General features: G+C 60.5%; 19 protein-coding genes. 7 read left to right on the top strand and 12 right to left on the bottom strand.

The window, feature by feature from the left end; genetic code table 11:
• Nucleotides 1-158: 158 nt before the first annotated feature.
• Both ppk1 and ppx read left to right on the top strand, forming a co-directional pair.
• Nucleotides 159-2219 carry a polyphosphate kinase 1 gene (gene ppk1, locus ABR39_RS09470; RefSeq protein ID WP_047346723.1) on the top strand — a complete coding sequence of 687 codons (2061 nt, stop codon included), beginning with the start codon at nucleotides 159-161 and terminating at the stop codon, nucleotides 2217-2219.
• Nucleotides 2220-2222: 3 nt separating this feature from the next.
• Complete coding sequence (gene ppx, locus ABR39_RS09475) at nucleotides 2223-3761, top strand: exopolyphosphatase (protein WP_047346724.1); 1539 nt, start codon at nucleotides 2223-2225, stop codon at nucleotides 3759-3761.
• 4 nt (nucleotides 3762-3765) lie between these two features.
• Here the strand turns inward: ppx and ABR39_RS09480 are convergent, their stop codons facing one another.
• Complete coding sequence (locus tag ABR39_RS09480; RefSeq protein WP_047346725.1) at nucleotides 3766-6006, bottom strand: EAL domain-containing protein; 2241 nt, start codon at nucleotides 6004-6006, stop codon at nucleotides 3766-3768.
• A 371-nt stretch (nucleotides 6007-6377) separates the two neighbouring features.
• Between ABR39_RS09480 and ABR39_RS09485 the strand changes: the two genes are divergently transcribed.
• Nucleotides 6378-6548, top strand: coding sequence for a YfgG family protein (locus ABR39_RS09485; protein WP_065365747.1), 171 nt, complete (start codon nucleotides 6378-6380; stop codon nucleotides 6546-6548).
• Here ABR39_RS09485 and ABR39_RS09490 read toward each other — a convergent pair.
• Nucleotides 6545-7435: a LysR family transcriptional regulator gene (locus ABR39_RS09490; protein WP_047346727.1), complete on the bottom strand. Its 891-nt coding sequence runs from the start codon at nucleotides 7433-7435 to the stop codon at nucleotides 6545-6547. The genes ABR39_RS09485 and ABR39_RS09490 overlap by 4 nt on opposite strands.
• A 96-nt stretch (nucleotides 7436-7531) precedes the next feature.
• On the opposite strand from ABR39_RS09490, the gene ABR39_RS09495 reads away from it, so the two are divergent.
• The 3 genes from ABR39_RS09495 to ABR39_RS09505 are packed head-to-tail and all read left to right on the top strand — an operon-like array spanning nucleotide 7532 to nucleotide 10035.
• The gene (locus tag ABR39_RS09495) at nucleotides 7532-8761 is read left to right on the top strand and encodes an MFS transporter (RefSeq protein ID WP_047346728.1); all 1230 of its coding nucleotides are present in this window, start codon (nucleotides 7532-7534) and stop codon (nucleotides 8759-8761) included.
• Between the two features lie 51 nt (nucleotides 8762-8812).
• Nucleotides 8813-9280, top strand: coding sequence for a DUF6130 family protein (locus ABR39_RS09500; RefSeq protein WP_047346729.1), 468 nt, complete (start codon nucleotides 8813-8815; stop codon nucleotides 9278-9280).
• Nucleotides 9281-9291: 11 nt separating this feature from the next.
• Nucleotides 9292-10035: an alpha/beta fold hydrolase gene (locus ABR39_RS09505; RefSeq protein ID WP_047346730.1), complete on the top strand. Its 744-nt coding sequence runs from the start codon at nucleotides 9292-9294 to the stop codon at nucleotides 10033-10035.
• Between the two features lie 89 nt (nucleotides 10036-10124).
• Here ABR39_RS09505 and iolB read toward each other — a convergent pair whose 3' ends face one another.
• The 10 genes from iolB to ABR39_RS09555 all read right to left on the bottom strand — a co-directional run bounded on the left by iolB (nucleotide 10125) and on the right by ABR39_RS09555 (nucleotide 23249).
• Entirely contained in the window at nucleotides 10125-10949 is an 825-nt protein-coding gene (gene iolB, locus ABR39_RS09510; RefSeq protein ID WP_047346731.1) for a 5-deoxy-glucuronate isomerase, read from the bottom strand.
• A gap of 9 nt (nucleotides 10950-10958) precedes the next feature.
• Nucleotides 10959-11849 (bottom strand): myo-inosose-2 dehydratase, encoded by an 891-nt coding sequence (gene iolE / locus ABR39_RS09515; protein ID WP_047346732.1) that lies wholly within the window; start codon nucleotides 11847-11849, stop codon nucleotides 10959-10961.
• A gap of 11 nt (nucleotides 11850-11860) precedes the next feature.
• On the bottom strand, nucleotides 11861-13765 hold the full coding sequence (locus tag ABR39_RS09520; RefSeq protein ID WP_047346733.1) for a bifunctional 5-dehydro-2-deoxygluconokinase/5-dehydro-2-deoxyphosphogluconate aldolase: 1905 nt from the start codon (nucleotides 13763-13765) through the stop codon (nucleotides 11861-11863).
• Nucleotides 13766-13777: 12 nt separating this feature from the next.
• Nucleotides 13778-14911 carry a Gfo/Idh/MocA family protein gene (locus ABR39_RS09525; protein ID WP_047346734.1) on the bottom strand — a complete coding sequence of 378 codons (1134 nt, stop codon included), beginning with the start codon at nucleotides 14909-14911 and terminating at the stop codon, nucleotides 13778-13780.
• Nucleotides 14912-14919: 8 nt separating this feature from the next.
• Entirely contained in the window at nucleotides 14920-15948 is a 1029-nt protein-coding gene (locus tag ABR39_RS09530; protein ID WP_047346735.1) for an ABC transporter permease, read from the bottom strand.
• Between the two features lie 11 nt (nucleotides 15949-15959).
• Nucleotides 15960-17507 carry a sugar ABC transporter ATP-binding protein gene (locus ABR39_RS09535; protein ID WP_047346736.1) on the bottom strand — a complete coding sequence of 516 codons (1548 nt, stop codon included), beginning with the start codon at nucleotides 17505-17507 and terminating at the stop codon, nucleotides 15960-15962.
• 48 nt (nucleotides 17508-17555) lie between these two features.
• Nucleotides 17556-18485 carry a sugar ABC transporter substrate-binding protein gene (locus ABR39_RS09540; protein ID WP_023308788.1) on the bottom strand — a complete coding sequence of 310 codons (930 nt, stop codon included), beginning with the start codon at nucleotides 18483-18485 and terminating at the stop codon, nucleotides 17556-17558.
• 31 nt (nucleotides 18486-18516) lie between these two features.
• A complete protein-coding gene (iolG, locus tag ABR39_RS09545) occupies nucleotides 18517-19503 on the bottom strand; it encodes an inositol 2-dehydrogenase (protein ID WP_042715811.1) in 987 nt (328 codons plus the stop codon).
• Nucleotides 19504-19806: 303 nt separating this feature from the next.
• On the bottom strand, nucleotides 19807-21732 hold the full coding sequence (gene iolD / locus ABR39_RS09550; protein ID WP_047346737.1) for a 3D-(3,5/4)-trihydroxycyclohexane-1,2-dione acylhydrolase (decyclizing): 1926 nt from the start codon (nucleotides 21730-21732) through the stop codon (nucleotides 19807-19809).
• A gap of 11 nt (nucleotides 21733-21743) precedes the next feature.
• On the bottom strand, nucleotides 21744-23249 hold the full coding sequence (locus tag ABR39_RS09555) for a CoA-acylating methylmalonate-semialdehyde dehydrogenase (RefSeq protein ID WP_047346738.1): 1506 nt from the start codon (nucleotides 23247-23249) through the stop codon (nucleotides 21744-21746).
• A 292-nt stretch (nucleotides 23250-23541) separates the two neighbouring features.
• On the opposite strand from ABR39_RS09555, the gene ABR39_RS09560 reads away from it, so the two are divergent.
• Complete coding sequence (locus ABR39_RS09560) at nucleotides 23542-24375, top strand: MurR/RpiR family transcriptional regulator (protein ID WP_047346739.1); 834 nt, start codon at nucleotides 23542-23544, stop codon at nucleotides 24373-24375.
• The last annotated feature ends 54 nt before the right edge of the window (nucleotides 24376-24429 follow it).

A 24429-nucleotide genomic window follows, 5' to 3' on the forward strand; every position in this document is an offset into this window, starting at 1 on the left:
TTACCCGATATCCCCTTCTCCAACCTTCTAAAATCCCCAACAAAAAAAATAACTGTCATACTTTTCTGGCACTGTTGGACATATCGTGGAAATGCTCGCCATAATAAGGACGAGACGGATTTACCACGTCCTGTGATTGAACTGGAGTGTGAGCTGTAATGGGTCAGGAAAAGTTATATATCGAGAAAGAGCTAAGCTGGTTAGCATTCAACGAACGTGTACTCCAGGAAGCGGCTGACAAAAGTAACCCGCTGATCGAGCGCATGCGTTTCTTGGGCATTTATTCCAATAACCTGGATGAGTTCTATAAGGTTCGCTTTGCCGAGCTGAAAAGGCGCATCATCATTAGCGAAGAACAGGGCTTAAACTCTCACTCGCGTCATCTGCTGGGCAAAATCCAGTCCCGCGTGCTGAAAGCCGATCAGGAATTTGACGGCCTGTATAACGAACTCCTGCTGGAAATGGCGCGTAATCAAATCTTCCTGATTAACGAACGCCAGCTTTCCGTTAACCAGCAAAACTGGCTGCGCCACTACTTCAAACACTATCTGCGCCAGCACATTACCCCGATTCTGATCAACCGCGAAACCGATCTGGTGCAGTTCCTGAAAGATGACTACACCTACCTGGCGGTGGAGATCATTCGCGGTGAGTCTATCCGTTACGCGCTGCTGGAGATCCCGTCCGACAAGGTGCCACGCTTTGTGAACCTGCCGCCGGAAACCCCGCGCAGACGCAAGCCGATGATCCTGCTGGATAACATCCTGCGCTACTGCCTGGACGACATCTTTAAAGGCTTCTTCGATTACGATGCGCTAAACGCCTACTCGATGAAGATGACCCGTGACGCCGAATATGACCTGGTGCACGAGATGGAAGCCAGCCTGATGGAGCTGATGTCCTCCAGCCTGAAACAGCGCCTGACGGCCGAGCCGGTGCGCTTTGTTTATCAGCGCGATATGCCGGACGCCATGGTGGAGATGCTGCGCGATAAACTGACCATTTCGCGCTATGACTCCATCGTGCCGGGTGGCCGCTACCACAACTTTAAAGACTTTATTGGCTTCCCGAACGTCGGCAAAGCCAATCTGGTCAACAAGCCGCTGCCGCGCCTGCGCCATCTGTGGTTCGATAAATTCCGCAACGGATTCGACGCCATTCGCGAACGCGATGTCCTGCTCTACTATCCGTACCACACGTTCGAGCACGTGCTGGAACTGCTGCGTCAGGCCTCTTTCGACCCAAGCGTTCTGGCGATCAAAATCAACATCTACCGCGTGGCAAAAGATTCCCGCATCATCGATGCGATGATCCATGCGGCGCACAACGCCAAAAAAGTGACCGTGGTGGTTGAGCTGCAGGCGCGCTTCGACGAAGAGGCGAATATTCACTGGGCGCGCCGTCTGACGGAAGCGGGCGTACACGTTATCTTCTCCGCGCCGGGGCTGAAAATTCACGCCAAGCTGTTCCTGATCTCCCGTAAAGAGGGCGACGATGTCGTGCGTTATGCCCACATCGGTACCGGGAACTTTAACGAGAAAACCGCGCGAATTTATACCGACTACTCGCTGCTGACCGCGGATGCCCGCATCACGAACGAGGTGCGTCGCGTATTTAACTTTATTGAGAACCCGTACCGGCCGGTGAGCTTCGATTATCTGCTGGTGTCGCCGCAGAACTCGCGCCGCCTGCTGTACGATATGATCGATAAAGAGATCGCCAATGCCCAGAAAGGGCTGTCGTCCGGCATCACGCTGAAGCTCAACAACCTGGTCGACAAAGGGCTGGTGGACAGGCTGTACGCGGCGTCCAGCTCCGGCGTGCCGGTTAACCTGCTGATCCGCGGCATGTGCTCCCTGATCCCGGAACTGGAAGGCATCAGCGACAATATTCGCGTGATCAGCATTGTTGACCGTTACCTGGAACACGATCGGGTCTATATTTTTGATAATGCGGGTGATAAACAGGTCTATCTCTCTTCTGCAGACTGGATGACGCGCAATATTGACTACCGAATTGAAGTCGCGACGCCGCTGCTGGATCCGCGTCTGAAGCAGCAGATCCTCGACATCATCGAGATTCTGTTCAGCGATACCGTGAAAGCACGCTATATCGACAAAGAACTCAGTAACCGCTACGTACCGCGCGGCAACCGTCGTAAAGTGCGGTCGCAACTGGCGATTTACGACTATATCAAATCACTCGAGCAACCCGATTAACCTATGCCGATAAATGATAAGACCCCACGCCCGCAGGAATTCGCCGCGGTCGATCTTGGCTCTAACAGTTTCCACATGGTCATCGCCCGTGAGGTGGATGGCGCGCTGCAAATCATCGGTCGTCTGAAGCAGCGCGTGCACCTGGCGGATGGCCTTGACGAGCGCAGCATGCTTAGCGAAGAGGCAATGGAGCGTGGGTTAAACTGCCTGTCGCTGTTTGCCGAACGCCTGCAGGGCTTCTCGCCCTCCAGCGTATGCATCGTGGGCACCCACACCCTGCGACAGGCGATGAACGCGCCAGAATTCCTCAAGCGGGCCGAAAAAGTGATCCCCTACCCGATTGAGATCATCTCCGGCAACGAAGAGGCGCGTCTGATTTTCATGGGCGTTGAACACACCCAGCCGGAAAAAGGGCGCAAGCTGGTTATCGACATCGGCGGCGGCTCTACGGAGCTGGTGATCGGCGAAGACTTTGAGCCGCGCCTGGTGGAAAGCCGCCGTATGGGCTGCGTCAGCTTCGCGCAGATGTATTTCCCGGGCGGCACCATCACCCGTGAAAATTTCCAGCGCGCGCGTATGGCCGCTGTCCAGAAGCTGGAAAACCTGGCCTGGCAGTACCGTATTCAGGGCTGGAATGTCGCGCTGGGCGCGTCAGGCACCATCAAAGCGGCGCATGAAGTGCTGCTGGCGATGGGTGAAAAAGACGGGTTTATCACGCCCGAGCGCCTGACGCTGCTTACCGAAGAAGTACTGAAACATAAAAGCTTCGACGCCCTAAGCCTGCCGGGTCTTTCCGACGAGCGCAAAGCGGTCTTCGTGCCGGGCCTGGCTATCCTCTGCGGCGTGTTTGATGCGCTGGCCATTAAAGAGCTGCGTCTTTCTGACGGCGCGCTGCGTGAAGGTGTGCTGTATGAGATGGAAGGCCGCTTCCGCCATCAGGATATCCGCAGCCGCACCGCGCAAAGCCTGGCAAACCAGTACAACATCGACCGTGAACAGGCGAAGCGCGTGCTGGAAACGACCGTTCAGATGTACGATCAGTGGCAGGAGCAGAACCCTAAGCTGGCCCATCCGCAGCTTGCCGCCCTGCTGAAATGGGCCGCGATGCTGCACGAAGTGGGACTGAACATTAACCACAGCGGGATGCACCGCCATTCGGCCTATATTCTGCAAAACAGCGATCTGCCCGGCTTCAACCAGGAGCAGCAAACCATGATGGCAACCCTGGTGCGCTATCACCGTAAAGCCATCAAGCTCGACGATCTGCCGCGCTTCACGCTGTTCAAGAAGAAGCAGTTCCTGCCGATGATTCAGCTGCTGCGCCTGGGCGTGCTGCTCAACAACCAGCGTCAGGCCACCACCACGCCGCCAACGCTGAAGCTGAAAACCGACGACCATCACTGGACGCTGAGCTTCCCACACGACTGGTTTAGCCAGAACGCGCTGGTCCTGCTGGACCTGGAAAAAGAGCAGCAGTACTGGGAAGCGGTCACCGGCTGGCTGCTCAAAATCGAAGAAGAGAGCGCCGACGTCGCCGCGTAACGGCTCAGGCGTCCGCGGTGGACGCCTCAGCTTCCAGCAGCGACTCAAGCGGTGCTGGCCTGCCAATCAGATAACCCTGCACGTAATCGATGCCTAGCGCGTGAACCGCGCTACGTATCTCTTCGGTCTCAACATACTCTGCCACCACCAGCATTTTCTTCATGCGCGCCAGATGGCAGATCGAAGCCACTATCTGGTAATCCAGGCTGTTATTGACGATATTGCGGATAAAGCTGCCGTCGATCTTGAGTATGTCCGCATCCACGCTTTTCAGCCGCGCATAGCTCGCGTACCCGGTGCCGAAATCATCAATCGCAATGCGTACCCCCATTTTCTGCAGCTGCTGGAGGATGTGTAGCGCCTGCTCCCCGCTGCCGAAGGTGCTGCACTCGGTCACCTCAAAAATCAGCTGCCACGGCTCAATGGCGTATTTCGCCAGCAGGCGGCTGACCTCAAGCGGGAACTGCACCCGACACACGGTTGACGGGGCCAGGTTAATGGCAAAACGCTGGCCGGGCAGCCTTTCGCGATGCGCGGCCAGGAAGCGCAGGGTGTGCTCCAGCACCCATAAATCCACCCGCGAGGACAAACCAAACTCCTGTGCGACGGGCAAGAATAGATCGGGAGAGATCAATACCCCGTTGATATCCGGCATCCGCAGCAGGACTTCGTGATAGCGATCGCCACGCAGGCCGCGAACGGGCTGCGCCAGCAGGGTGAATTCGTTGTTATCGAGCGCCTTTTGCAGGCGGCTCATCATGGCGACTTTATCCTTCAGGCTGCGCTGCAAATGGACCGCACCACGCTGCTGAAGATTTTCCGGATGGTTGGAGGAGAGCGACAGATCGGCAACCACCCCGAGCTCCCCCAGGACCAGGTAGAGATGGTTAACCGGAGACCGTACATAGCAGTAGCTCACGCCAACCTGCGGCTGCAGCGGCATGCCGTCCCAGACGAAGCGGAATTGTTTGATATGCTCGTCCAGGGCCTCAATCCGCTGCTGGTGCGATTCCGCGTTGAGTCGCACCGCCAGGTCATACCCGGTCAGGTGGTATACCTGCTCATTGGGCTGGAGCGTGCCGTTAACCCACTGCGCCAGCTGCTGCTTGTACAAAATACGCAGCAACACGCCGTAATTTCGGCCCAGAATTTCCAGCTCCGGAATACGCAGCAGGCAGAGCGCCGACCACGGGTTCTTCGCCAGATCGCGCGTCAAGGCCCGAAGGTTAGGCATGTGCACGACCGGGTCGAGCAGCGCCAGCCTGCGGGAACGTTTATTCACGGCGCGCTGGCGAGTTGCCAGCATTGACATATAAATCACCACAAACGAGAAGACCAGGTAGCTGGAAGAGGTGATCGCCAGCTGAATGTCATACCCCTGATTCACCGGGATATAGTGGTAAAAATAGTGAATAGACACCAGCAGCACCGGCGTCCAGATCAGCGATATCAGCTTATAGCCAAAACGCATCGCGCCCCAGAGCATCACCGGCATCAGCAGCGACAGGGTGTAGTTGGTGGTGAAAATGGAGCTGTTTTCATTCATCGGCAGCAGCAGCAGCGAAAGCAGCCCGCCAAGCGCAATCGCCCACAGTAAAAACTCCACGATCGTCACCTTTTTGTCTATCTGGGAGCGGATCTGCGAGACAAGGCTTTTGACATAACGCGGATGGCGAATCAGGCGGATTAGCAGATAGCTCAACGGCACGCCCGTCAGCCCGCTGACCAGCAGCGCCTGGTAGTTAATGAGCGTGCGAATATTGAGAGGGTTTAATCCCGCCAGGCTCTGTCGGCTCTCATACACGCCCAGATAGACCGCAAACTGAAACAGCACCAGAAACAGCGTTGCGGGGCAGAAGACCTGCCAGAAGATGCGCTGCGCCATCAGCCGGACGTCGCCGTAAGCCGTCATATTCCGTCGGGGCGCAAACACCCGGTAACCGCCCCAGCTGAGCACTAAAGGGATGATAAAATGGAGCATACCGGCGACGGTTTCAAACATCCCGACCGACGGGTAATAGCGGATAAACAGCGACAGCGCGATCCCGGGAAGGGCTCCCAGGCCAAAGAACATCATCAGCGAAAGCAAAAACGAGAGGGGCAAATAATAGAGTGCCGCAATACCGTCGCCCAGCTGCGTGAATGTATTCGCGACGCTCAGTACGGGAAGTAAAACCACAGGCAAAATAAGCGGCAATGCCCACCAGCGGTTTTCATTTCTTATCAGGAAAGCGAGAATTTTCATAGATGCCCGGTTAAACCCCTATCGCTCCAGAGGGAAAATAAAGACAGGCATCCAACCTGACGTACGCGCTGCCCGGCAACGTGCGGGGCGAACAGTGTGGAGGAAGGATTTTAAATATCAGGGCCGGGAATCCGTTGACTTAAATCAAACTAATTTACGCAAATAACGCTTTGTGATGTTTTTTTTGAAATAATTTTCTTCATATTATCAATATGGTAAATGCATTAATTAAATTCAATAACATCAATTAATGTAAACATTGACGGTTATTTACACACAGCAGAATTGACCCCCTCTTCCCGCTGTGCCTTAATATCCTCATCGCCCAAATGGGCTTACCCAGGAAAAACAGAGTGAGTCAGGTCACGCGTATGCGCAAACGACATCGATTTAACACCCGGATGACCCGCATCATACTGCTCATCAGCTTCCTGTTTTTCTTTGGCCGCTTCGTTTACTCTTCGATTGGCGCCTGGTACCACCATCAGGATAAAACCCACTCACAGCAATCCAGCCTGACCGTCGACACCGCTGACCGCTAGGCCGCCGGAGGGTTTTGCAGTATCCGAATAATGCCCGCTATGCCTTTGCTCAGGATTTTGTCCTGCCGCATCACCACGGCCAGCTGCCGCTGCAGCACGGGCGTCAGCGACATCACGCACAGCCCGTCGCGATCGGCATCCTGTTTGACCGCCATGCGCGGCACAATGCTGTAGCCCAGCCCCGCGCGAACCATCCGTTTAATCGCCTCTATGCTGCCAAGCTGCATCACCGGCGCGATCGTTAACCCATTGCCCGCAAACCAGCCATCAATCAGCGCCCGGGTACCGCTGCCGGATTCAAAGGCAATCAGCGGCTGAGCGTGCAGCGCTTCCGGGGTGAGATCCCTGAATGCATCCTGCTGCTCCCGCGACGCGATAAAGACAAACTCCTCGTCCATCACCGGCATGACGTCCAGCGCTCTTCCGCTCACCGGCAGCGTCACCAGCCCCATATCGAGACGGTTTTCTTCGATGGCCCTGACGATGTCGAGGGTGTTGCCCGTCGTCACCCCCACGCTCAGGAGCGGAAACTCGCGGCGTAGTTGTTCCAGCAGCGGTGGCAGAAGATGAATGCAGGCTGTTGCCCCCGTGCCAAGCGTAATGGTGCCGCTCACGTCGTGGCTGAACGCGCTCACGGAGCGGATGGCTTCATCCACCGCCTGCTGAATACGCTCCCCGTGCGCCAGTAAAGCCTGTCCGGCATCCGTCGCCTTAATGCCCCGCCCGGTACGCTCCACCAGCCGCGTTTGCAGAAATTGCTCCAGCTGGCGGATTTGCAGGCTCACAGCGGGCTGGGAAATGCCCAGCAGATCCGCTGCCGCTGAAAAGCTGCCGCGCTGGATCGCCAGACGGAACGTGGCGAGATAGCCCAGATTAAGCGTCGTCATTCAAAGTTTCTCTTATACCGCACATAAGGTTGCTGCCCTGCCAGCACAATACCGCGCGAGTTATGCTCAGGACAACTGCACAGCGGAATGAAAACAATGGAAACACCTGCCCTGCCTCGCCGACTCGCCCTCACGGCGGGATGTAATCAACTCATCAACTGGGGGATCTCGTTTTACATGCCCGGCACCTTTGCGCTGGCCATTTCAGCCGACCGGGGATGGTCATCACCGCAGATTTACCTCGGCCTGACGCTGGCGATGCTGGTGATGGCGGCGATCTCCCCGTTTGTCGCCCGTCTGCTGGCGCGCTTTGGCGGCCAGAAGGTGGTGATGAGCGGCACGTTGCTGATCGCCATCAGCTGCGCGGGGATGGCGTATACCCAGACGCTTGTTGGCTGGTACTGCGCCTGGCTGGTCACCGGCGTCGGGATGCGCCTCTCGCTGTACGATGCGCTATTCGCCGCGCTGGTGAATCTCTACGGACAGCAGGCGCGAAGAACAATCTCACGCGTCACGCTGGCGGGCGGGCTGGCCTCCGCCGTCTTCTGGCCGCTGGGTGATGGCCTGCTTCACATCATGAGCTGGCAGGATGCGCTGCGCGTCTATGCCCTCTTTGGCCTGCTGAGCGCGGTGCTGATACGCACGCTTCCCCGGCAGCGGCTGACGGCGACGACAAAGGTCACCGCGCCGCCGCTGAACAGCGAGCGGCGTAACGGATGGCTTTATGCCGCCTTTATTGCCCTCATCACCTTTGTCTCGAACGGCACCTCTACACATCTGCCGGAGTTTATTGAAAGCTGCGGCCTGCCGGTCGCCATCGGCATGCTGTGGGGGTTCGGCCAGACGGGCGCGCGCGCCCTGGAGGTTCTGGCGGGAGCCCGCGTCACCCCCTTCTCATTAACGCTTTTTACCGCTCTCGCCATGCCGCTCTGTTTTCTTCTGGGGATAAGCAGCGCCCTGTTTGTCTGGTCCGCGGCCGGCTTTGTGCTGGGCTACGGGGCCATCAACGGGCTGGTTACCATCGTAAAAGCCACTCTGCCGCTGGAGCTGTTTAGCGTGGAAAGCTATGCCCGCCGTACGGGCATGCTGCTTATCCCCGGCCAGCTTATGGCGGCAGCCTCACCGTTTGCCTATGCGTGGCTCAACAAAACGCTGGGGATCGCTGGCGCAATGTGGGTGTCAACGGGCCTGACGCTGGTAATTGCCGGGCTGGCGATAGCGATCGTGCGCCGTCCCGGCAGGCAAACTGTATCGCACTGTATCCAGCAGGCCACGCTGACAAACGGGTACAAAACGCCCCCTCCGGCAAATATCTCCGATACATAAAAACGGTTATCTGTGTCTGACATCATTTCGAACCAATGAGGAGACACACCGATGATTCGCCGTTATTTACTGTTCCCACTACTGGCCCTGGCGTCGACCAGCGGCGCCTGGGCCGCGCCCCTGGACAACCTGAGCGCCGCCGACGTTAACGGCCCCGCCGCCGTTGCCCCGCTGGAACGCCCGCAGCCGCCGGCAAAACTGATTGTCGATCCGCCCCTTGCCGGCCCGCTGAGCAAAGGCGCGGTATTTATTCAGTATCGGGCCGAAAACCTGCGCATCGAGCCGGTATTCGGGCCCGATGCGCTCAGGGTCACGCCGCGCATCGGGCACATTCACGTGGTGGTGGATGACGCGCCGTGGCACTGGGCTGACGCCAGCGGAGAACCGGTGATCCTGGTGGGGCTGCCCGCCGGCAAGCACAAGGTGACGATTATTCTGGCCGACCCGACGCACAAGCCGCTCGACCACAAAACCATTGAATTCACCGTCCCGCCCCACGCGGCGGTCCACCATTTTTAAGGAGCCCCAGAATGAAAGCACTGACTGTACTGACGGCAGGCCTGCTGGCGCTTTCCGCCAGCGCCTTTGCGGAGAGTAAAACCAGCGTGGTGCTGGTGCACGGCGCGTTTGCCGACGGCAGCAGCTGGAATAAGGTGATTACCCTGTTGCAGAAACAGCACGCAGAGGTCATTGCCGTCCAGCTGCCGCTTACGTCGCTAAAAGATGACGTTGCCGCCACGCGGCGAGCCATCGCCCGCGCCCAGGGTGATGTGGTGCTGGTAGGCCACTCGTGGGGCGGCACCGTGATTAGCGAAGCGGGCAACGATGCTCGGGTAAAATCACTGGTTTACGTGGCGGCATTTGCGCCGGATTCCGGTCAGTCGACGGCGGATCTGGCAGGAAGCTTCCCCGCGCCGCCGGGCAGCGCGGACATTGCCAAAACGTCGGACGGCTATTTGTATCTGCCAACGGACGCCGTCAGGAAGGACTTCGCGCCTGACGTGAAACCGGGTGAACAACAGACCATTGCGGCTACGCAGGGGCCCATAAAGGGCGATGCGTTTGGCGAAAAGGTTACTCGTGCCGCGTGGCGCACTAAGCCGAGTTGGTACGTGGTGAGCGAGAATGACAGGATGATTAACCCGGCGCTTGAGCGCGCAATGGCGAAGACGATCCACGCAAAAACCACCGAGGTGGCGGCGAGCCACGTGTCGATGGTGAGCCAGCCGGACGCCATCGCCCGCACGATTGAGCAGGCGAGGCGGGCGCACTGAGGTCAATTCGCCCGGTGGCGCTGCGCTTGCGCGGGCCTACGGTTTCGTAGGTCGGGTAAGCGCAGCGCCACCCGACAAGAAAGGCCGCCTCAGTTGCCCCTCTGCGCGGGATAATCGCGATTAATCCACGCGTGGTCCTCTTCCCAGGTAAACATCCATTTGCGCACCGGCCCCGCCATCACGTTGAGGTAATAGCTGTCATACCCGGCCATCGTCGCCACCGGATGGTAGCCCTTCGGTACCATGACCACATCGCGGTTGTAGACCGCCATGCACTCATCCAGCGTTCTGTCGTCGGTATAGACGCGCTGCATGCAGAACCCTTGCTCCGGGTTGAGGCGATGGTAGTAGGTCTCTTCCAGATAGGTCTCCTGCGGCGGATTATCCGTGTCGTGCTTATGGCTCGGGTACGAGCTGGTGCAGCCCTCATTGGTCCACACCTCCACCACCAGCAGGCTGTCGGCGGGCTTGTCTTCCGGCAGAATGTTGTGCACGTAGCGCTGGTTGTTGCCCTTGCCGCGCGCTTCGGCGTTGATATCCTGCGGGGCAATCAGCCGCGTAGGGTACGTGCCTTTGCCGGGGGCGGCGCAGACCGCCAGCTCCAGCTTCGTCAGCGCCTTCACCTGCACCGTCTCCTGCGGGGTGACGTAAACCGCCCACGGCTTGATGCGCTCGAACGGGCTCATCCGCTCGCCGATGTCGTTAAACTGCGCGGAAGGCGTGCTGATGGAGGCGCGTCCGGCGACCAGCACCAGGCAGCGCTCTTCGCTGACGGCGGGCAGCGTCAGCTGCTGCCCCTCCTGCAGCTCATACGCTTCAAAGCCAACATATCCCCAGCCGGCGCGTTCCGGCGTGATGGACTGCGTGCGTCCCTCTCCGTTCGGCTGTTGCCAGCGTGATAACAGACGTGACATGTCGCCTCCTCAGATAAGCCCGGCGTCGCGCGCCAGGCGGCTCAGGTTGTTATAGCCCAGACGGGCGTACGTCAGCGGATGGGCAATCGCCGGATCCTGCTCGGCCTCCACCACCAGCCAGCCGTGATAGTCCTGCGCTTTCAGCAGCCGCATGATCGGCGGGTAGTCCACGCAGCCGTCGCCCGGCACGGTAAACACGCCGCTCAGCACCGCGTCGAGGAAGCTGGTTTTGCGATTTTTCACGTCCGCCAGCACGTCGGCGCGCACGTCTTTGCAGTGAACGTGGTTGATGCGCGACGCCCAGCGCTGCGCCACCGCCAGCGGATCGGCCCCGGCAAAGGTCAGATGACCGGTATCCAGCAGCAATCCAACCTCCTCTCCGGTGTGGCTCATCAGGTTGTCCACGTCGTCGGCAGACTCAATCACCGTGCCCATATGGTGATGATAGGCAATCTGCACGCCCTGCTGCTGGGTGTAGCGGGCAAATTCGGTGAGCTTCTCGCCGTACTCCTTCCAGCGCGCCTGCGGGAAGCGCGGGCGCAGATGCACCGGGGTCTGCTGCTCGCCGTGAATGCAGCCGCTCACTTCCGCAAACACCAGCACCTTCGCCCCCAGCTCGCGCAGCAGCGTCAGGTGGGACTGCACGGCGGCGATCTCCTCCTCCACGCTGCGTTCCAGCAGGCGGCCAGAGTACCAGCCGGACACCAGCTGCAGGTCGTGGCGCTGCAGGATGGGGCCGAGCAGGCGCGCTTCGCGCGGGAACTTATTGCCCAGTTCGAAACCGGCGAAACCGGCCTCTTTTCCTTCGCTCAGACAGGTCTCCAGCGACGTCTCCGCGCCGAGTGAAGGCAGATCGTCGTTCGTCCACGTCAGCGGGTTAATGCCCAGTTGTACACTCATTGTCGTCTCCATTATGCGTGTCCGCGCTCGCGCCACCAGGCGATGAGCTGCAGGTAGTTGTCCCGGATGCGCGCCACCAGCTGCGCATCGTCAATATCGTGTTTCAGCCACGCGCGGGAGGCATCGCCAAACAGCGTGCGCCCTACGGCGAAGCCTTTGACCAGCGCCTGCCCCGATGCGGCTTTGAAGTCGGCGCGCAGCTGTTCTGCCGGGGCGTCCAGACCGAGGATCACCACCCCGCGGCAGTGCGGGTCCCGGCGCGCGATAATCTCGCTCAGCGCCGTCCAGCCGTCGGCCGAGAGCGGCGGCAGCTTCCACCAGTCCGGGTAAATGCCGAGGTTGTAGAAGCGGGAGATGGCGCGCAGGTAGAGCTCGTCGCTGCGCGGCATGGTCGCGGGCAGAATCACCTCCAGCAGCAGCTCGTGCCCGGACCGGCAGCAGGCGTGGTACACCTCGGCGATTTTCTGCTCCTGCTCCAGGCGCAGGCCGTGGGCGTCTTCCGGATGGAAAAAGACCAGGCACTTCACCACGTGCTCCTGCGGCCAGCTGATAAGCTGGGTGCCGATGTTGCCGTGCTCCATCTCCAGCGGCCGCGAGCCCGGCAGCTCAATGGGGCGACCAATCCACCACCCTTCCCCGGTGATCGCGTTCAGCGCGTCCTGACCAAAGGTGCCGTCGCACAGCAGGCCGGCTTTGCCCTCCAGCCCGGCGCGGCTCGCCGCCTCGCGGCTGGCCTTCAGGATCAGCTGCTTCAGCGCCGGAATGCGCTTAAGCGACGCGCCGCACTGCATCGCCATATCCTCAAGCTGGCTGCGGTGGTCGAAGGCCATCACGCACAGCTCCGGCCACTCGCGGCGGCGGGTGGTCACCCGGTGGAGATGGTTAAGACGCGGATCGAGATCCGGGCGCGGCACCCTTGCGGCGCGCGAGAGATAGTCATCCAGCTCGATTTTGCTCGGCATCGCCGGGGCGCAGCCGTGGCGCGAGACCACCAGCGCGCCGCAGGCGTTGGCGTAGCGGCACGCCTGTTCCCAGCCCTCGTCGTTCAGGTAGCCGCGCAGCAGGCCGGACATAAACGCGTCCCCTGCGCCGAGGACGTTCAGCACCTCCACGCGCACGCCGGTCACCGTCAGGCCGTCGTCCAGCCGTGGCGGAATGGCGTCGGTATAGACCGAACAGCCGAGCGCGCCGCGTTTGCAGACCAGCGTTGCCTCACTGACGGCGCGCACCTGCCCCAGCGCCTGCAGGGTATCCGTGCTGCCGCCCGCAATGTGAAACTCCTCTTCGGTGCCGACAATGACGTCGAAGAGATGCAGCACCTCCTTCAGCTCGCGGGTGACCTTATCGGCGGCGATAAAGCGCGTTTCGCCGTCGCCTAAGGCGGTCAGCCCCCACAGCACCGGACGGTAGTCGATGTCCAGCACCGTGCGCACGCCGTGGCGGCGGGCATAGCCCAGCGCCGTCAGCACCGCCTCGCGGGTCTGCGGATGAGAAAGGTGGGTCCCGGTGATGGCAAGACAACGTGCGGAGGCGATGTAGCTTTCGTCTACATCGCTGGCCGTAATGGCCATATCCGCGCAGTTATCGCGATAAAAAATCAGAGGAAAGGTGTCCCGGTCTTTAATGCCGAGTAGCACCAGCGCCGTGAGGCGTTCTTTATCGGTAATCAGATGGCTGGTATCGCAGCCCACCTGGTTGAGCTCTTCCCGCAGGAAGCGGCCCATATGTTCATCGCCCACGCGCGCCAGCATCGACGAACGTAAACCCTGGCGCGCGGTGCCGTACGCCACGTTGCCGGACGACCCGCCGAGGTATTTGGCGAAGCTCGAGACATCCTCAAGACGGGCACCAATCTGCTGGCTGTAGAGGTCTACCGCCACGCGGCCCATGCATATCACATCAAACTGCTTTTCCACGTTGATACCTCATCAGACAATGTCGTTCACGTTCAGCCAGCGGCCCTGCAGGTGCGAGAGCGCAATCGCGTCCAGCACGCGAGACACCTTCCAGCCCTCTTCGAAGTCCGGCCACATCGGCGCGTCGGCGGCAATCCCGTCCACCAGGTCGCGCACCTCCACCGTTTTTTGATCGTTAAAGCCAATCCCGTGGCCTGCGCCCATGCAGAACGCGGCGTAGTCCGGGTGTGACGGGCCAACGAGCAGCGTGCGGAACCCCTGACGGTTCACCGGATCGTCATGCAGATAGAGCTTCAGCTCCGCCATGCGCTCCTGGGTGAAGCTGATGGCGCCCTTCGTTCCGGTAATGACGTACGACAGCCCCATCTTGCGGCCGCAGGCGACGCGGGAGGTTTCAATCACGCCCTGCGCCCCGCCCGCGAAGCGCACCATCGCGTGGGCCTGATCCTCGTTTTCGACGGCAATCATCTCCGACGATCCGGCCTTAGCCGGGCGCGCCGGGACCACGATCTTCAGGTCGCCGCAGACCTGCTCAATCTCTCCCACCAGGTACTGGGCCATATTGACGATATGCGCCGCGAGGTCTCCCAGCGCGCCCAGCCCGGCGGTCTCCCTGAAACAGTGCCAGTGAATGGGCGAGAGCGGGTCGGCCATGTAGTCTTCGTTGTGGGTGCCGTAGAAGTGGATCACCTCGCCAATCTCGCCGCGGGCGATAATCTCCTTCGCCAGCTGCGCCGTCGGGTTCTTCATGTAGTTGAACCCCACCAGCGTTTTCACCCCAGCCCGCTTCGCGGCGTCGACCATCTCGCGCGCGTCGTGGGCGTTAAGCGCCAGCGGCTTCTCCGAGTAGACGTGCTTGCCGTGGCGGATCGCCTCCAGCGCCATCTCTTTATGCAGGTGGTTAGGCGAACAAATATCCACCACGTCAATGGCCGGGTCGGCTACCAGCGCCCGCCAGTCCCCGGTGGAGCGGTTGAAGCCAAACGCCTGCGCGCGCTCTGCCGCCAGCGTCGGGTTTACCTCGGCCACCATCTCGCGCACCAGCCTGCCGCGCAGGTTGAACACCGTCGGGGCCTGGGCATAGGCGATAGCGTGCGCCTTGCCGATATACCCGGTGCCAATCAATCCAATACGAACCTCTTTCATCGTGATCCTCACAGTGCGCCGCGACGGCTCTTGGCGTAGGTGTCAAACGCCACCGCCAGAACGATAATTAATCCGGTGATAATCTGCTGGTAGTAGGCCGAGACGTTCATCAGCACCAGGCCGTTAATCAGAATACCCATGATGATGGAGCCGATAACGGTGCCGCCGATGCGCCCGTAGCCGCCCATCAGCGAGGTGCCGCCAATCACCACCGAGGCGATGACGCGCAGCTCAAAGGAGATCCCGGCTACCGCCTCGGCGCTCCCCAGACGCGCGCTCAGAATGAAGCCCGCCAGCCCCGCCAGACAGCCAATCAGCACGTAGACGCTGACCAGCACGCGCTTGACGTTCACCCCCGCCAGGCGCGCCGCCTCCGGGTTGCCGCCGATGGCGTAGACGAAGCGGCCCCAGCGTGTTTTATGCAGCGCCAGATAACCGCCAATGGCGACAATGGCGAAGATCCAGATTGGAATGGAGATACCGAGCAGCTCCCCGCGTCCCCACCAGCGGTAGCCAGGGTCGAAACCGGCGATCGGCGCACCGTCGTTAATCACCAGCGTCAGGCCGCGCCAGATGGTCATCCCGCCGAGGGTGACGATAAAAGGCGGCAGGCGCAGGCGGGTGACGCCCAGGCCGTGCAGGAAGCCAATCGCCGTGCCCATGGCCAGACAAATTCCCAGCCCAATCAGCCAGCTCATGCCGCCCCAGGCGTTCGGGTCGACGGTGGTGAAGTTGTCGCCCTTAATCACGTACGCCGCGGTCATGGCGCACACCGCCAGAATGGAGCCGACGGAGAGGTCGATCCCGGCGGTCAGAATGACGAAGGTCATCCCCACGGCCATGATCCCGTAGATAGAGACTTCGGTCAGAATGTTGAAAAGATTGCGTTCAGAGAAAAAGTTGCTGTTCTGCGACTGAAAGAAGATCAGCAGCAGGATCATGAAAATCAGCACCCCGAAGCGCTCGAAGAAGGCGATGGGATCGATGCGTCCGGCGCGTTTGACCGGGGCCTGCGTTTTAGAAATCATCTGCGTCATGAGAAACTCCGTTATGCCGCGTTCAGGGCGTTGTGGTTGATGGCCATCATCGTCATCAGCCGTTCTTCGTTAGCGTCGTCACCGTGGATCTCGCCGGTTACCCGGCCTTCGCTGAGGGTGATGATCCGGTCAGAGACCGCCATCACCTCAGGCAGATCGGAGGAGATCACGATCACCGCCACGCCCTTTTTCGCCATGTCAAACAGCACCTGGTGCACTTCCGATTTGGTCCCCACGTCGATGCCGCGCGTCGGCTCATCGACGATCAGCACCCGTGGGTTGAGCGCCATGCAGCGCGCGAGGATCACTTTTTGCTGGTTGCCGCCGGAGAGCTTGCGCACCTCCTGCTCGCTGTTGACCATTTTGATCTGCAGCGCTTTGCGGTAGGACTCAATCAGGTCGTCCTCTTTGCGGGTGTTGACGAACCAGCGCCACTGCAGCAGCGAGGAGAGGCAGGAGAGCGACAGGTTGTCGCGAATCGACAGCCCCAGCACCGCCCCCTCTTTTTTGCGATCTTCCGGCACCAAAGCCACGCCCTGGTCGAGGGCATAAAGCGGGTCGCGCGGCTGGTACGGCACGCCGTCCAGCTCAAAGCTGCCCGAGGTAAACGCGTCTGCGCCAAACAGGCAGCGCGCCACCTCGGTGCGCCCCGCGCCCACCAGCCCGGCAATGCCTAAGACCTCCCCGGCGTGGACGTGGAAACTGATGTCGTGCAGGGCGATGCCGTGCGGATCGAGCGGCGGCTTTTCGCGGCTCAGTCCCTTCACCGCCAGGCGGACGGGTTTGTCCTCATGATGGGTTTCGCTGGCCGGACGGCGATTAAAGGCCACGTCGCGCCCGACCATCAGGCGGATCAGCTGTTCGACGTTGGTCTCAGCCACCGCGCCGGTGCCGGTGAAGCGGCCGTCCTGGAAAACGGTGAAGCGATCGCAGAGCTGGAAAACCTCGTGCAGACGGTGGGTGACGTAGATAATGCTCACGCCGCGGTTTTTAAGCTCGCGCACCACGCGGTGCAAGCTTTCCACCTCGCTGTCGCTCAGCGCGGCAGACGGTTCGTCCATGATGATCAACCGGGCGTTGAGGGTCAGCGCCCGGGCGATCTCCACCATCTGCTGCTGGGCGACGCTCAGGCGGGCGACCGGCGTGGTCGGGGCGACGTTCAGCTGCAGGTAATCGAGAATGACCTTCGCCTCCTGGTTGACCGCCTTTTCGTCGACGATCAGGTTACGCCTGCGCGGCTCGCGTCCGAGAAACATGTTTTCCGCGACGGTCATGTTGGGCAGCAGGTTGAACTCCTGATAGATGGTGATAATGCCCTTGTTCTGCCGCTCCACCGGGGAGTCGTCCACCGGCAGCGCTTCGCCGTTGAACCAGATATCGCCGCGCGTTTGCGGCTGCGCGCCCGCGAGCGCCTTCAGCAGCGTGGATTTTCCCGCCCCGTTTTCCCCCAGCAGGGCGTGAATTTCTCCGCTGCCGACGGTCAGCTGAGCGCTGCTCAGCGCCCAGACGCCGGAAAAGCTTTTGGCCAGGTCGGTCACTTTCAGTAAGGGTTGCGACATCGGTCTGCTCCTCCTCATGATGAGCCGCCAGAGGCGGCTCGGGACATATTAGTTACCGGCCTCACCGATACGCTCGGCCTGCTGCAGGTTCTCTTTGGTGATCAGCGTCGGCGGGTAGTCGGCCCCGGTGATGGCTTTCTTCTCGCGCACGTTAGCCACCAGCTGGCTCATTGCCGTCTGCACCGCAAAGCCCGGACGCTGATCCGCTGTCACCGCCAGCCAGCCATCGCGCACGCGGGCCAGCGCTTCCGGTACCGCATCAAAGCCGGTGACCAGAATTTCGCCCGGCTTCACGCCCTGGCTTTGCAGCGCTTCAATCGCCCCCAGCGCCATGTCGTCGTTGGCGGAGAGGATCACCTGCGGGCGCTTCGGCAGCGAAGGCAACACACTTTCCACGATGCGCATCCCTTCTGAACGCATCCAGTTCCCGGTCTGATCGGCGACGATCTTGTACTTATCCCCGCCCGCCTTCAGGCTGTCGCGGATCCCTTTGGTGCGTTCAATATTGGAGGAAGAGCCCGGCTGGCCGGTGAGGAGAATGATGTCCGCGCCGTTGGGGAATTTGGTTTTGACGAAGTCGCCAATCGCCTGGCCGCCCTTGTAGTTGTTGGCGCCGAAGTGCGGCACTTTTTTCTGGCTGTCGACGGAGCGGTCAAGAGTGACGACCGGCAGCTTCGCATCCTGAATTTCATCCACCGCGCTGGAGACCGCGTTCACGTCGTTCGGGGAGACGATAAAGCCCTGCGCCCCGCGGGTAATGGCGTTTTCCAGGTCAGCCACCTGTTTTGGCGAGCTGCCCTGGCCGTCCAGCACCTGAAGCTTCACGCCCATCTCTTTTGCGGCTTTCACCGCCGTGCGCTGCATGTGAACTTCAAACGGCATGGCCAGGTTTGGCGTACTGAAAACAATTTGCTCGTTTTCGGCGAGGGCGGCCCCGGACGTCATGGCGATGAGGGCGGCTACGATCAGTTTTTTCATTATTATGTCTCTCTGTGTAGGGTGGTTGTGTTTAGAGGACGATCTCGCGCTGGCTGCGCAGTGACTCCAGCGCTTTATCCGCGAGGTACAGCGCACGTTCACCATCATCGCCGCTGCAGTCAGGCACCGCTTCGCCGCGGAGGACCGCAACAAAGTGTTCCCATTCCGCGGCGTAAGCGGATTTGTAGCGCTGCAGGAAGAAGTGTTCCGGCAGCGCGCTGGTGCACCCCTGTTTGCCGTAGTGCTGCACCTGGTTTTCAAGGATGTTGCCCGCGCACAGCAGCCCTTCGGAGCCGTGCAGCTCCAGGCGCTGGTCATAGCCATACGAGGAGCGGCGGCTGTTGACGATGGTGGCCATCGCGCCGGAGGCATATTTCAGAACGATAAACGCGGTATCGATATCTCCCGCCTCGCCAATCGCCGGATCCACCAGATTACTGCCCTGGGCATACACCGACACCGGCTCTTCGCCCATGATGAAGCGCGCCATGTCAAAGTCGTGGATGGTCATATCGCGGAACATGCCGCCGGAGACGCGCACGTACTCCGCAGGCGGCGGAGACGGATCGCGGGAGATGATGAGCAGCGATTCCGGCTTGCCGATGCGCCCGGCCTGGGCATCGGTCTTCACGCGGCGGAACTGCGGGTCAAAGCGGCGGTTAAAGCCGATGAACAGCGGCACGTCGTACTCTTTGACCACCTTCAGGCAGTCGCGCACGCGGGCGAGGTCGAGGTGTACCGGCTTTTCACAGAAGATGGCCTTGCCGTGGCGGGCAGCCATTTCAATCAGGTCCGCGTGGGTATCGGTGGCGGAGGCGATCAGCACGGCATGAACGTTAGGGTCGGTCATCGCCTCATCCAGGCTCTGCTGGCGGGCCTGATACTGCGCGGCGAGACGGGTGGCAAATTCCTGATTCGGGTCAACCACGGACCAGAGCGTGGTCGCGCCGTGGCTGGCGATGTTAGCTGCATGTACCTGGCCAATTCGGCCAGCGCCCAGTAAAGCAATGTTAAACATAACGGCTCCCGGTGTTGGTGAATGCTGTGAACTAACGACCCTATAAATAAAACATTTATTTCATTTTTATAAATAGTGAAAATTATGTTTTTGAGTGTGGGTTAACACTTTTGAGATGAATGAGATAAATTTTGTTATCAATCTCACAACATGGAAGGGAGGACATCTTCCCCTCACCCCGGCCCTCTCCCTCAGGGAGAGGGGGGAAAAACCGCACCGAACTATCCCCTCTCCCAGTGGGAGAGGGTTAGGGTGAGGGGGAAGAAGAAAAATGAAATGAAAATTTCGTTAAGGCGGGAAAACTCAATACTGCCGGGCTTTTTTCACCTGCGCCTGGGTTTGCTCAGCGGCCTCACGCACGGCAGACGACGCCGCCACCTGCGCGTCGCCGGTTCGCCACCAGGAGGCGTAATCGTGGGTCATGGTCTTCGGCAATACCTTGATGTCCAGCAGCGTCGGGCCCGGATGCGCGCGTGACGCCTCCAGCGCCGCCAGCAGGCTTTGCTCATCGTTCACTCGCCATGCGCGACAGCCGTAGCTTTCCGCATTTTGCGCAAAATCGACCTTCACCAGCGGCCCGTCAAGCCGCCCGGTTTCCGGGTTGCGACGGCGGTTTTCCGTGCCAAAGCTGCCCATGCCGTGCCCCATCTGCAGGTTGTTAATGCAGCCGAAGCTGGCGTTATCAAACAGCAGAACGGTGACCTTAATGCCCTCCTGCACCGCGGTTTGCAGCTCGGAGTGCAGCATCATGTAGGAGCCATCCCCCACCATGGCGTATACCGGCTGTTCGGGTCGGGCGAGCTTCGCGCCGATGGCCGCCGCAATCTCGTAGCCCATGCAGGAGTAGCCGTACTCCAGATGATAGCTGTCCGGCGTTTTGACCTGCCAGAGGCGCTGTAAATCCCCCGGCAGCGAACCGGCCGCGCCCACCACGATGGCGTTATCTTCAATATGCTGGTTGATCAGCCCCAGTACCCGCGTCTGGGTCAGGCGGGTGTTGAGCACCTCGCCGTATTCCGCCAGCTGCGCATCCAGGTGCCCCGCCACTTCCGGCGCGTCGTCAGGACGCCACTGGCGATCCCACAGGCGGCGGCACTCGTCGCGCCACGCGGATTTCGCCTGGGCGATTGCCTCTCCCCAGCCGCTGCGGTAATCCCTGAGCGCGTGGGTCAAGGCCTGCAGCCCGGTTTGGGCATCGGCAACCAGCGCGGTGGCGTCCAGCTTCAGGGCGTCAAACTCGGCCACGTTCAGCAGCAGGAATTCAACGTCCGGGTGGGAAAAGAGCACCTTGGAGCCAGTGGTAAAGTCGGTCAGGCGCGTGCCGATGCCGATCACCAGGTCGGCCTGTGGCGCGAGCTGGTTGGCGGCCATTCCGCCCGTCACCCCCACGCCACCCAGATTAAGTGGGTGGTCACTTACCAGCGCCCCCTTTCCGGCCTGGGTTTCGGCAAACGGCAGCTGCAGCGTCTCGACAAATTCGCGAAACGCCTCATGCGCGCCGGAATAGCGCACGCCACCGCCGCACACCACCAGCGGACGACGCTTGCGGGCGATAAGCGCCCGCGCCTGCGCCAGACGCTGCGGATCGGGCGGACGGCGCTCGATGTGGTGCACGCGACGCGCGAAGAAGCTCAGCGGGTAGTCCCAGGCTTCTCCCTGCACGTCCTGCGGCAGGCAGATAGTCACCGCTCCGGTATTCGCGGGGTCAGTAAGCGTTCGCATCGCGCTTAACATGGCGCTCATCAGCTGCTCGGGACGGTTAATGCGGTCCCAGTAGCGTGAGACCGGGCGGAAGCAGTCGTTGGTGCTGATGCTGAGGTCGTGATACTGCTCAATCTGCTGCAGCACAGGGTCCGGCTGGCGGCTGGCGTAGATGTCTCCCGGCAGCAGCAGCAGCGGGATGCGGTTCGCCGTGGCGGTTGCCGCGGCGGTCACCATATTGGCGGCGCCCGGCCCGACGGAGGAGGTGACAGCAAAAATACGCTGACGGCGGTGCTGTTTGGCGAACCCCGTCGCCATGTGGGCGATGCCCTGCTCGTTGCAGCCCTGCATCACCTGCAGATGGCCCGGGTCCTGCTCCAGCGCCTGGCCGATACCGAGCACGTTGCCGTGACCAAAGATGGTGGCGACGCCCTCGACAAAGGGCGTTTCATCGCCGTCCACGCTGACGTACTGTTGATTAAGGAACCGGACCAGCGCCTGCGCCATGGTCATACGTTCGGTTTGCATAAAACCTCCTGTCAGCCCAGCGTCGGCATGGAGAACGCAGCGCCTGTCTCCTGCTGCATTTCCGGCCAGCGCGCGGTGATGGTTTTCATTCGGGTGTAGAAGCGCACGCCGTCGTTGCCGTGGACGTTGAGCGCGCCAAAGATGGAACGCTTCCAGCCGCCGAAGCTGTGGAACGCCATCGGCACCGGAATCGGCACGTTGACGCCCACCATGCCCGCCTGCACCTCTTCGCAGAAGCGGCGCGCGCAGCCGCCGTCACGGGTGAAAATGGCCGAGCCATTACCATATTCATGGCGGTTAATGAGATCCACCGCGCTGGCGTAATCTGCTACGCGCACCACAGAAAGCACCGGGCCAAAAATTTCTTCTTTATAGATGGTCATCTCCGGGGTGACGTCATCGAAAAGCGTCGGCCCGACGAAATAGCCCTGCTCGTGCCCCTTCACGCTGAAGCCACGGCCGTCCACGCGAAGTTTCGCCCCCTGCGCTTCCCCGCTGTCGATGTAGCCCAGCACCTTGCTGCGGTGCGCGGAGGAGATGAGCGGCCCCATTTCGTTTTCCGGCGTCTGGTCCAGACCCGGCCCGACGCGCAGTGCGGCAATCTGTTTTTCCAGCCGGGCGCAGAGGTCATCGGCGGTTTTATCGCTCACCGCCAGCACCACCGAGAGCGCCATGCAGCGTTCCCCCGCCGCGCCGTAGGCCGCGCCCATGATGGCATTGGTCGCCATTTCCATGTCGGCATCCGGCATTAATATGCAGTGGTTTTTCGCGCCGCCCAGCGCCTGACAGCGCTTACCGTGGGCGGACGCGGTCTGGTAAATGTATTCCGCAATTGGCGTGGAGCCGACAAAGCTCACCGCCTGCACGCGCGGGTCGGTCAGAAGCACGTCAACGGACTCCTTATCGCCCTGCACCACGTTAAACACGCCGTCCGGCAGGCCGGCCTCTTTCAGCAGCTGCGCCAGCGCCAGTGCCAGAGAAGGATCTTTTTCCGACGGTTTCAGCACGAAGGTGTTGCCGGTCGCCAGCGCAATCGGGAACATCCACATCGGCACCATCGCCGGGAAGTTAAACGGCGTGATCCCGGCGCAGACCCCGAGCGGCTGCATCAGCGAGTGGCTGTCAACGCCGGTGCCGACGTTTGCAGAGTGTTCCCCCTTTTGCAGATGCGGGATACCGCAGGCAAATTCCACCACTTCCAGGCCGCGGGTCAGTTCGCCCACCGCGTCGGAGAAGACCTTGCCGTGCTCTTCGCTGATGATGCGGGCCAGGCGCTCCATATTCTCCTCCAGAAGCGCCTTGAAGCGGAACATCACGCGCGCGCGCTTCAGCGGAGCATGGCGCGCCCACGCCGGAAACGCCTGCTGCGCGGCGGCAATCGCCTGTTCGGTTTCCCGCGCCGTACTCATCACCACCTGGCGGATCTGCTCGCCGGTGGCCGGGTTGAAGATCGCCTGAACGCGCTGGCCTGAACCGGTGACACATTCGCCGTGAATAAAATTCGCTACCGTCTCCATCCTTAACCTCTCGCTGTTGATACGTGACTGTTACCTGAACGCTGTGTACTGAACACTATATATGAAACAAATATTCCATTTTAAGTTGAAATAAAATAAATGATGATTATTGTGATCAAGGATGGATTTTTATGTTAACAGCCAACAACACTGACGCCGCGTGCGCTATTAAGACTTTTCGGGCGAGGAAATGACTGAAGCTTCTGTTTCATTTTTGCTGCCAGATGGATGGCCGACATTTAAAAAACGCGGTTTTGCGTTTAGAATCATATGACTGTATTTGGGGGATAACATGACGACAGCAACCAGCCTGAACGAACTGCAGCAGCAAATCCGCGATCGCTACGATAGCCTGAGCAAGAGGCTGCAGCAGGTCTCCCGCTACGTGCTGGATAACACCAACAGCGTGGCCTTTGATACGGTTGCCGTCATTGCCGAGCGCGCCGACGTGCCGCCGTCGACGCTGATCCGCTTTGCCAACGCCTTTGACTTCACCGGCTTCAACGAAATGAAACAGCTGTTTCGCATGAACCTGGTGGAGGAGACCGCCAGCTACAGCGACCGCGCCCGGCTGTTCCGCGAGATGGAGAGCGAGGCCGTGCCGGAGACGCCGCTCGATATCCTGCAGGAGTTTGCCCGTTCAAACGCCCAGGCGCTGCAGCAGCTGGCCGCCCGCGCCGAACCGGAGATGCTGGAGCGCGCGGTACAGCTGTTGACCGATGCCGACACCATCTATATTGCCGGACTGCGCCGCTCCTTTAGCGTTGCGGCCTACCTCACCTACGCCCTGAGCCACCTCGAGTGTCGCCCTATCCTGCTCGACGGCATGGGCGGCATGCTGCGCGAGCAGATCAGCCGCATTAAGGCGCGCGACATTGTGGTGTCGATCAGCTTCTCGCCATACGCGGAAGAGACGGTGATGGTCAGCGAAACCGCCGCCAGCGTCGGCGCGCGGCAGATCGTGATTACGGACAGCCAGATAAGCCCCCTGGCGACATTCAGCGATCTCTGCTTTGTGGTGAAAGAGGCACAGGTGGACGCGTTCCGGTCTCAGTCGGCAACGCTGTGCCTGGTGCAGTCGCTGGTGGTGGCGCTGGCGTATCGGCTGGGTGGCGGGGAGAAATAGCCCCAGTGCAGTTTGGTGGGCCGGGTAAGGCATAGCCGATACCCGGCCGCCTGA

This window comes from Enterobacter genomosp. O (genome assembly GCF_001022965.1).
Classification (GTDB): domain Bacteria; phylum Pseudomonadota; class Gammaproteobacteria; order Enterobacterales; family Enterobacteriaceae; genus Enterobacter; species Enterobacter cloacae_L.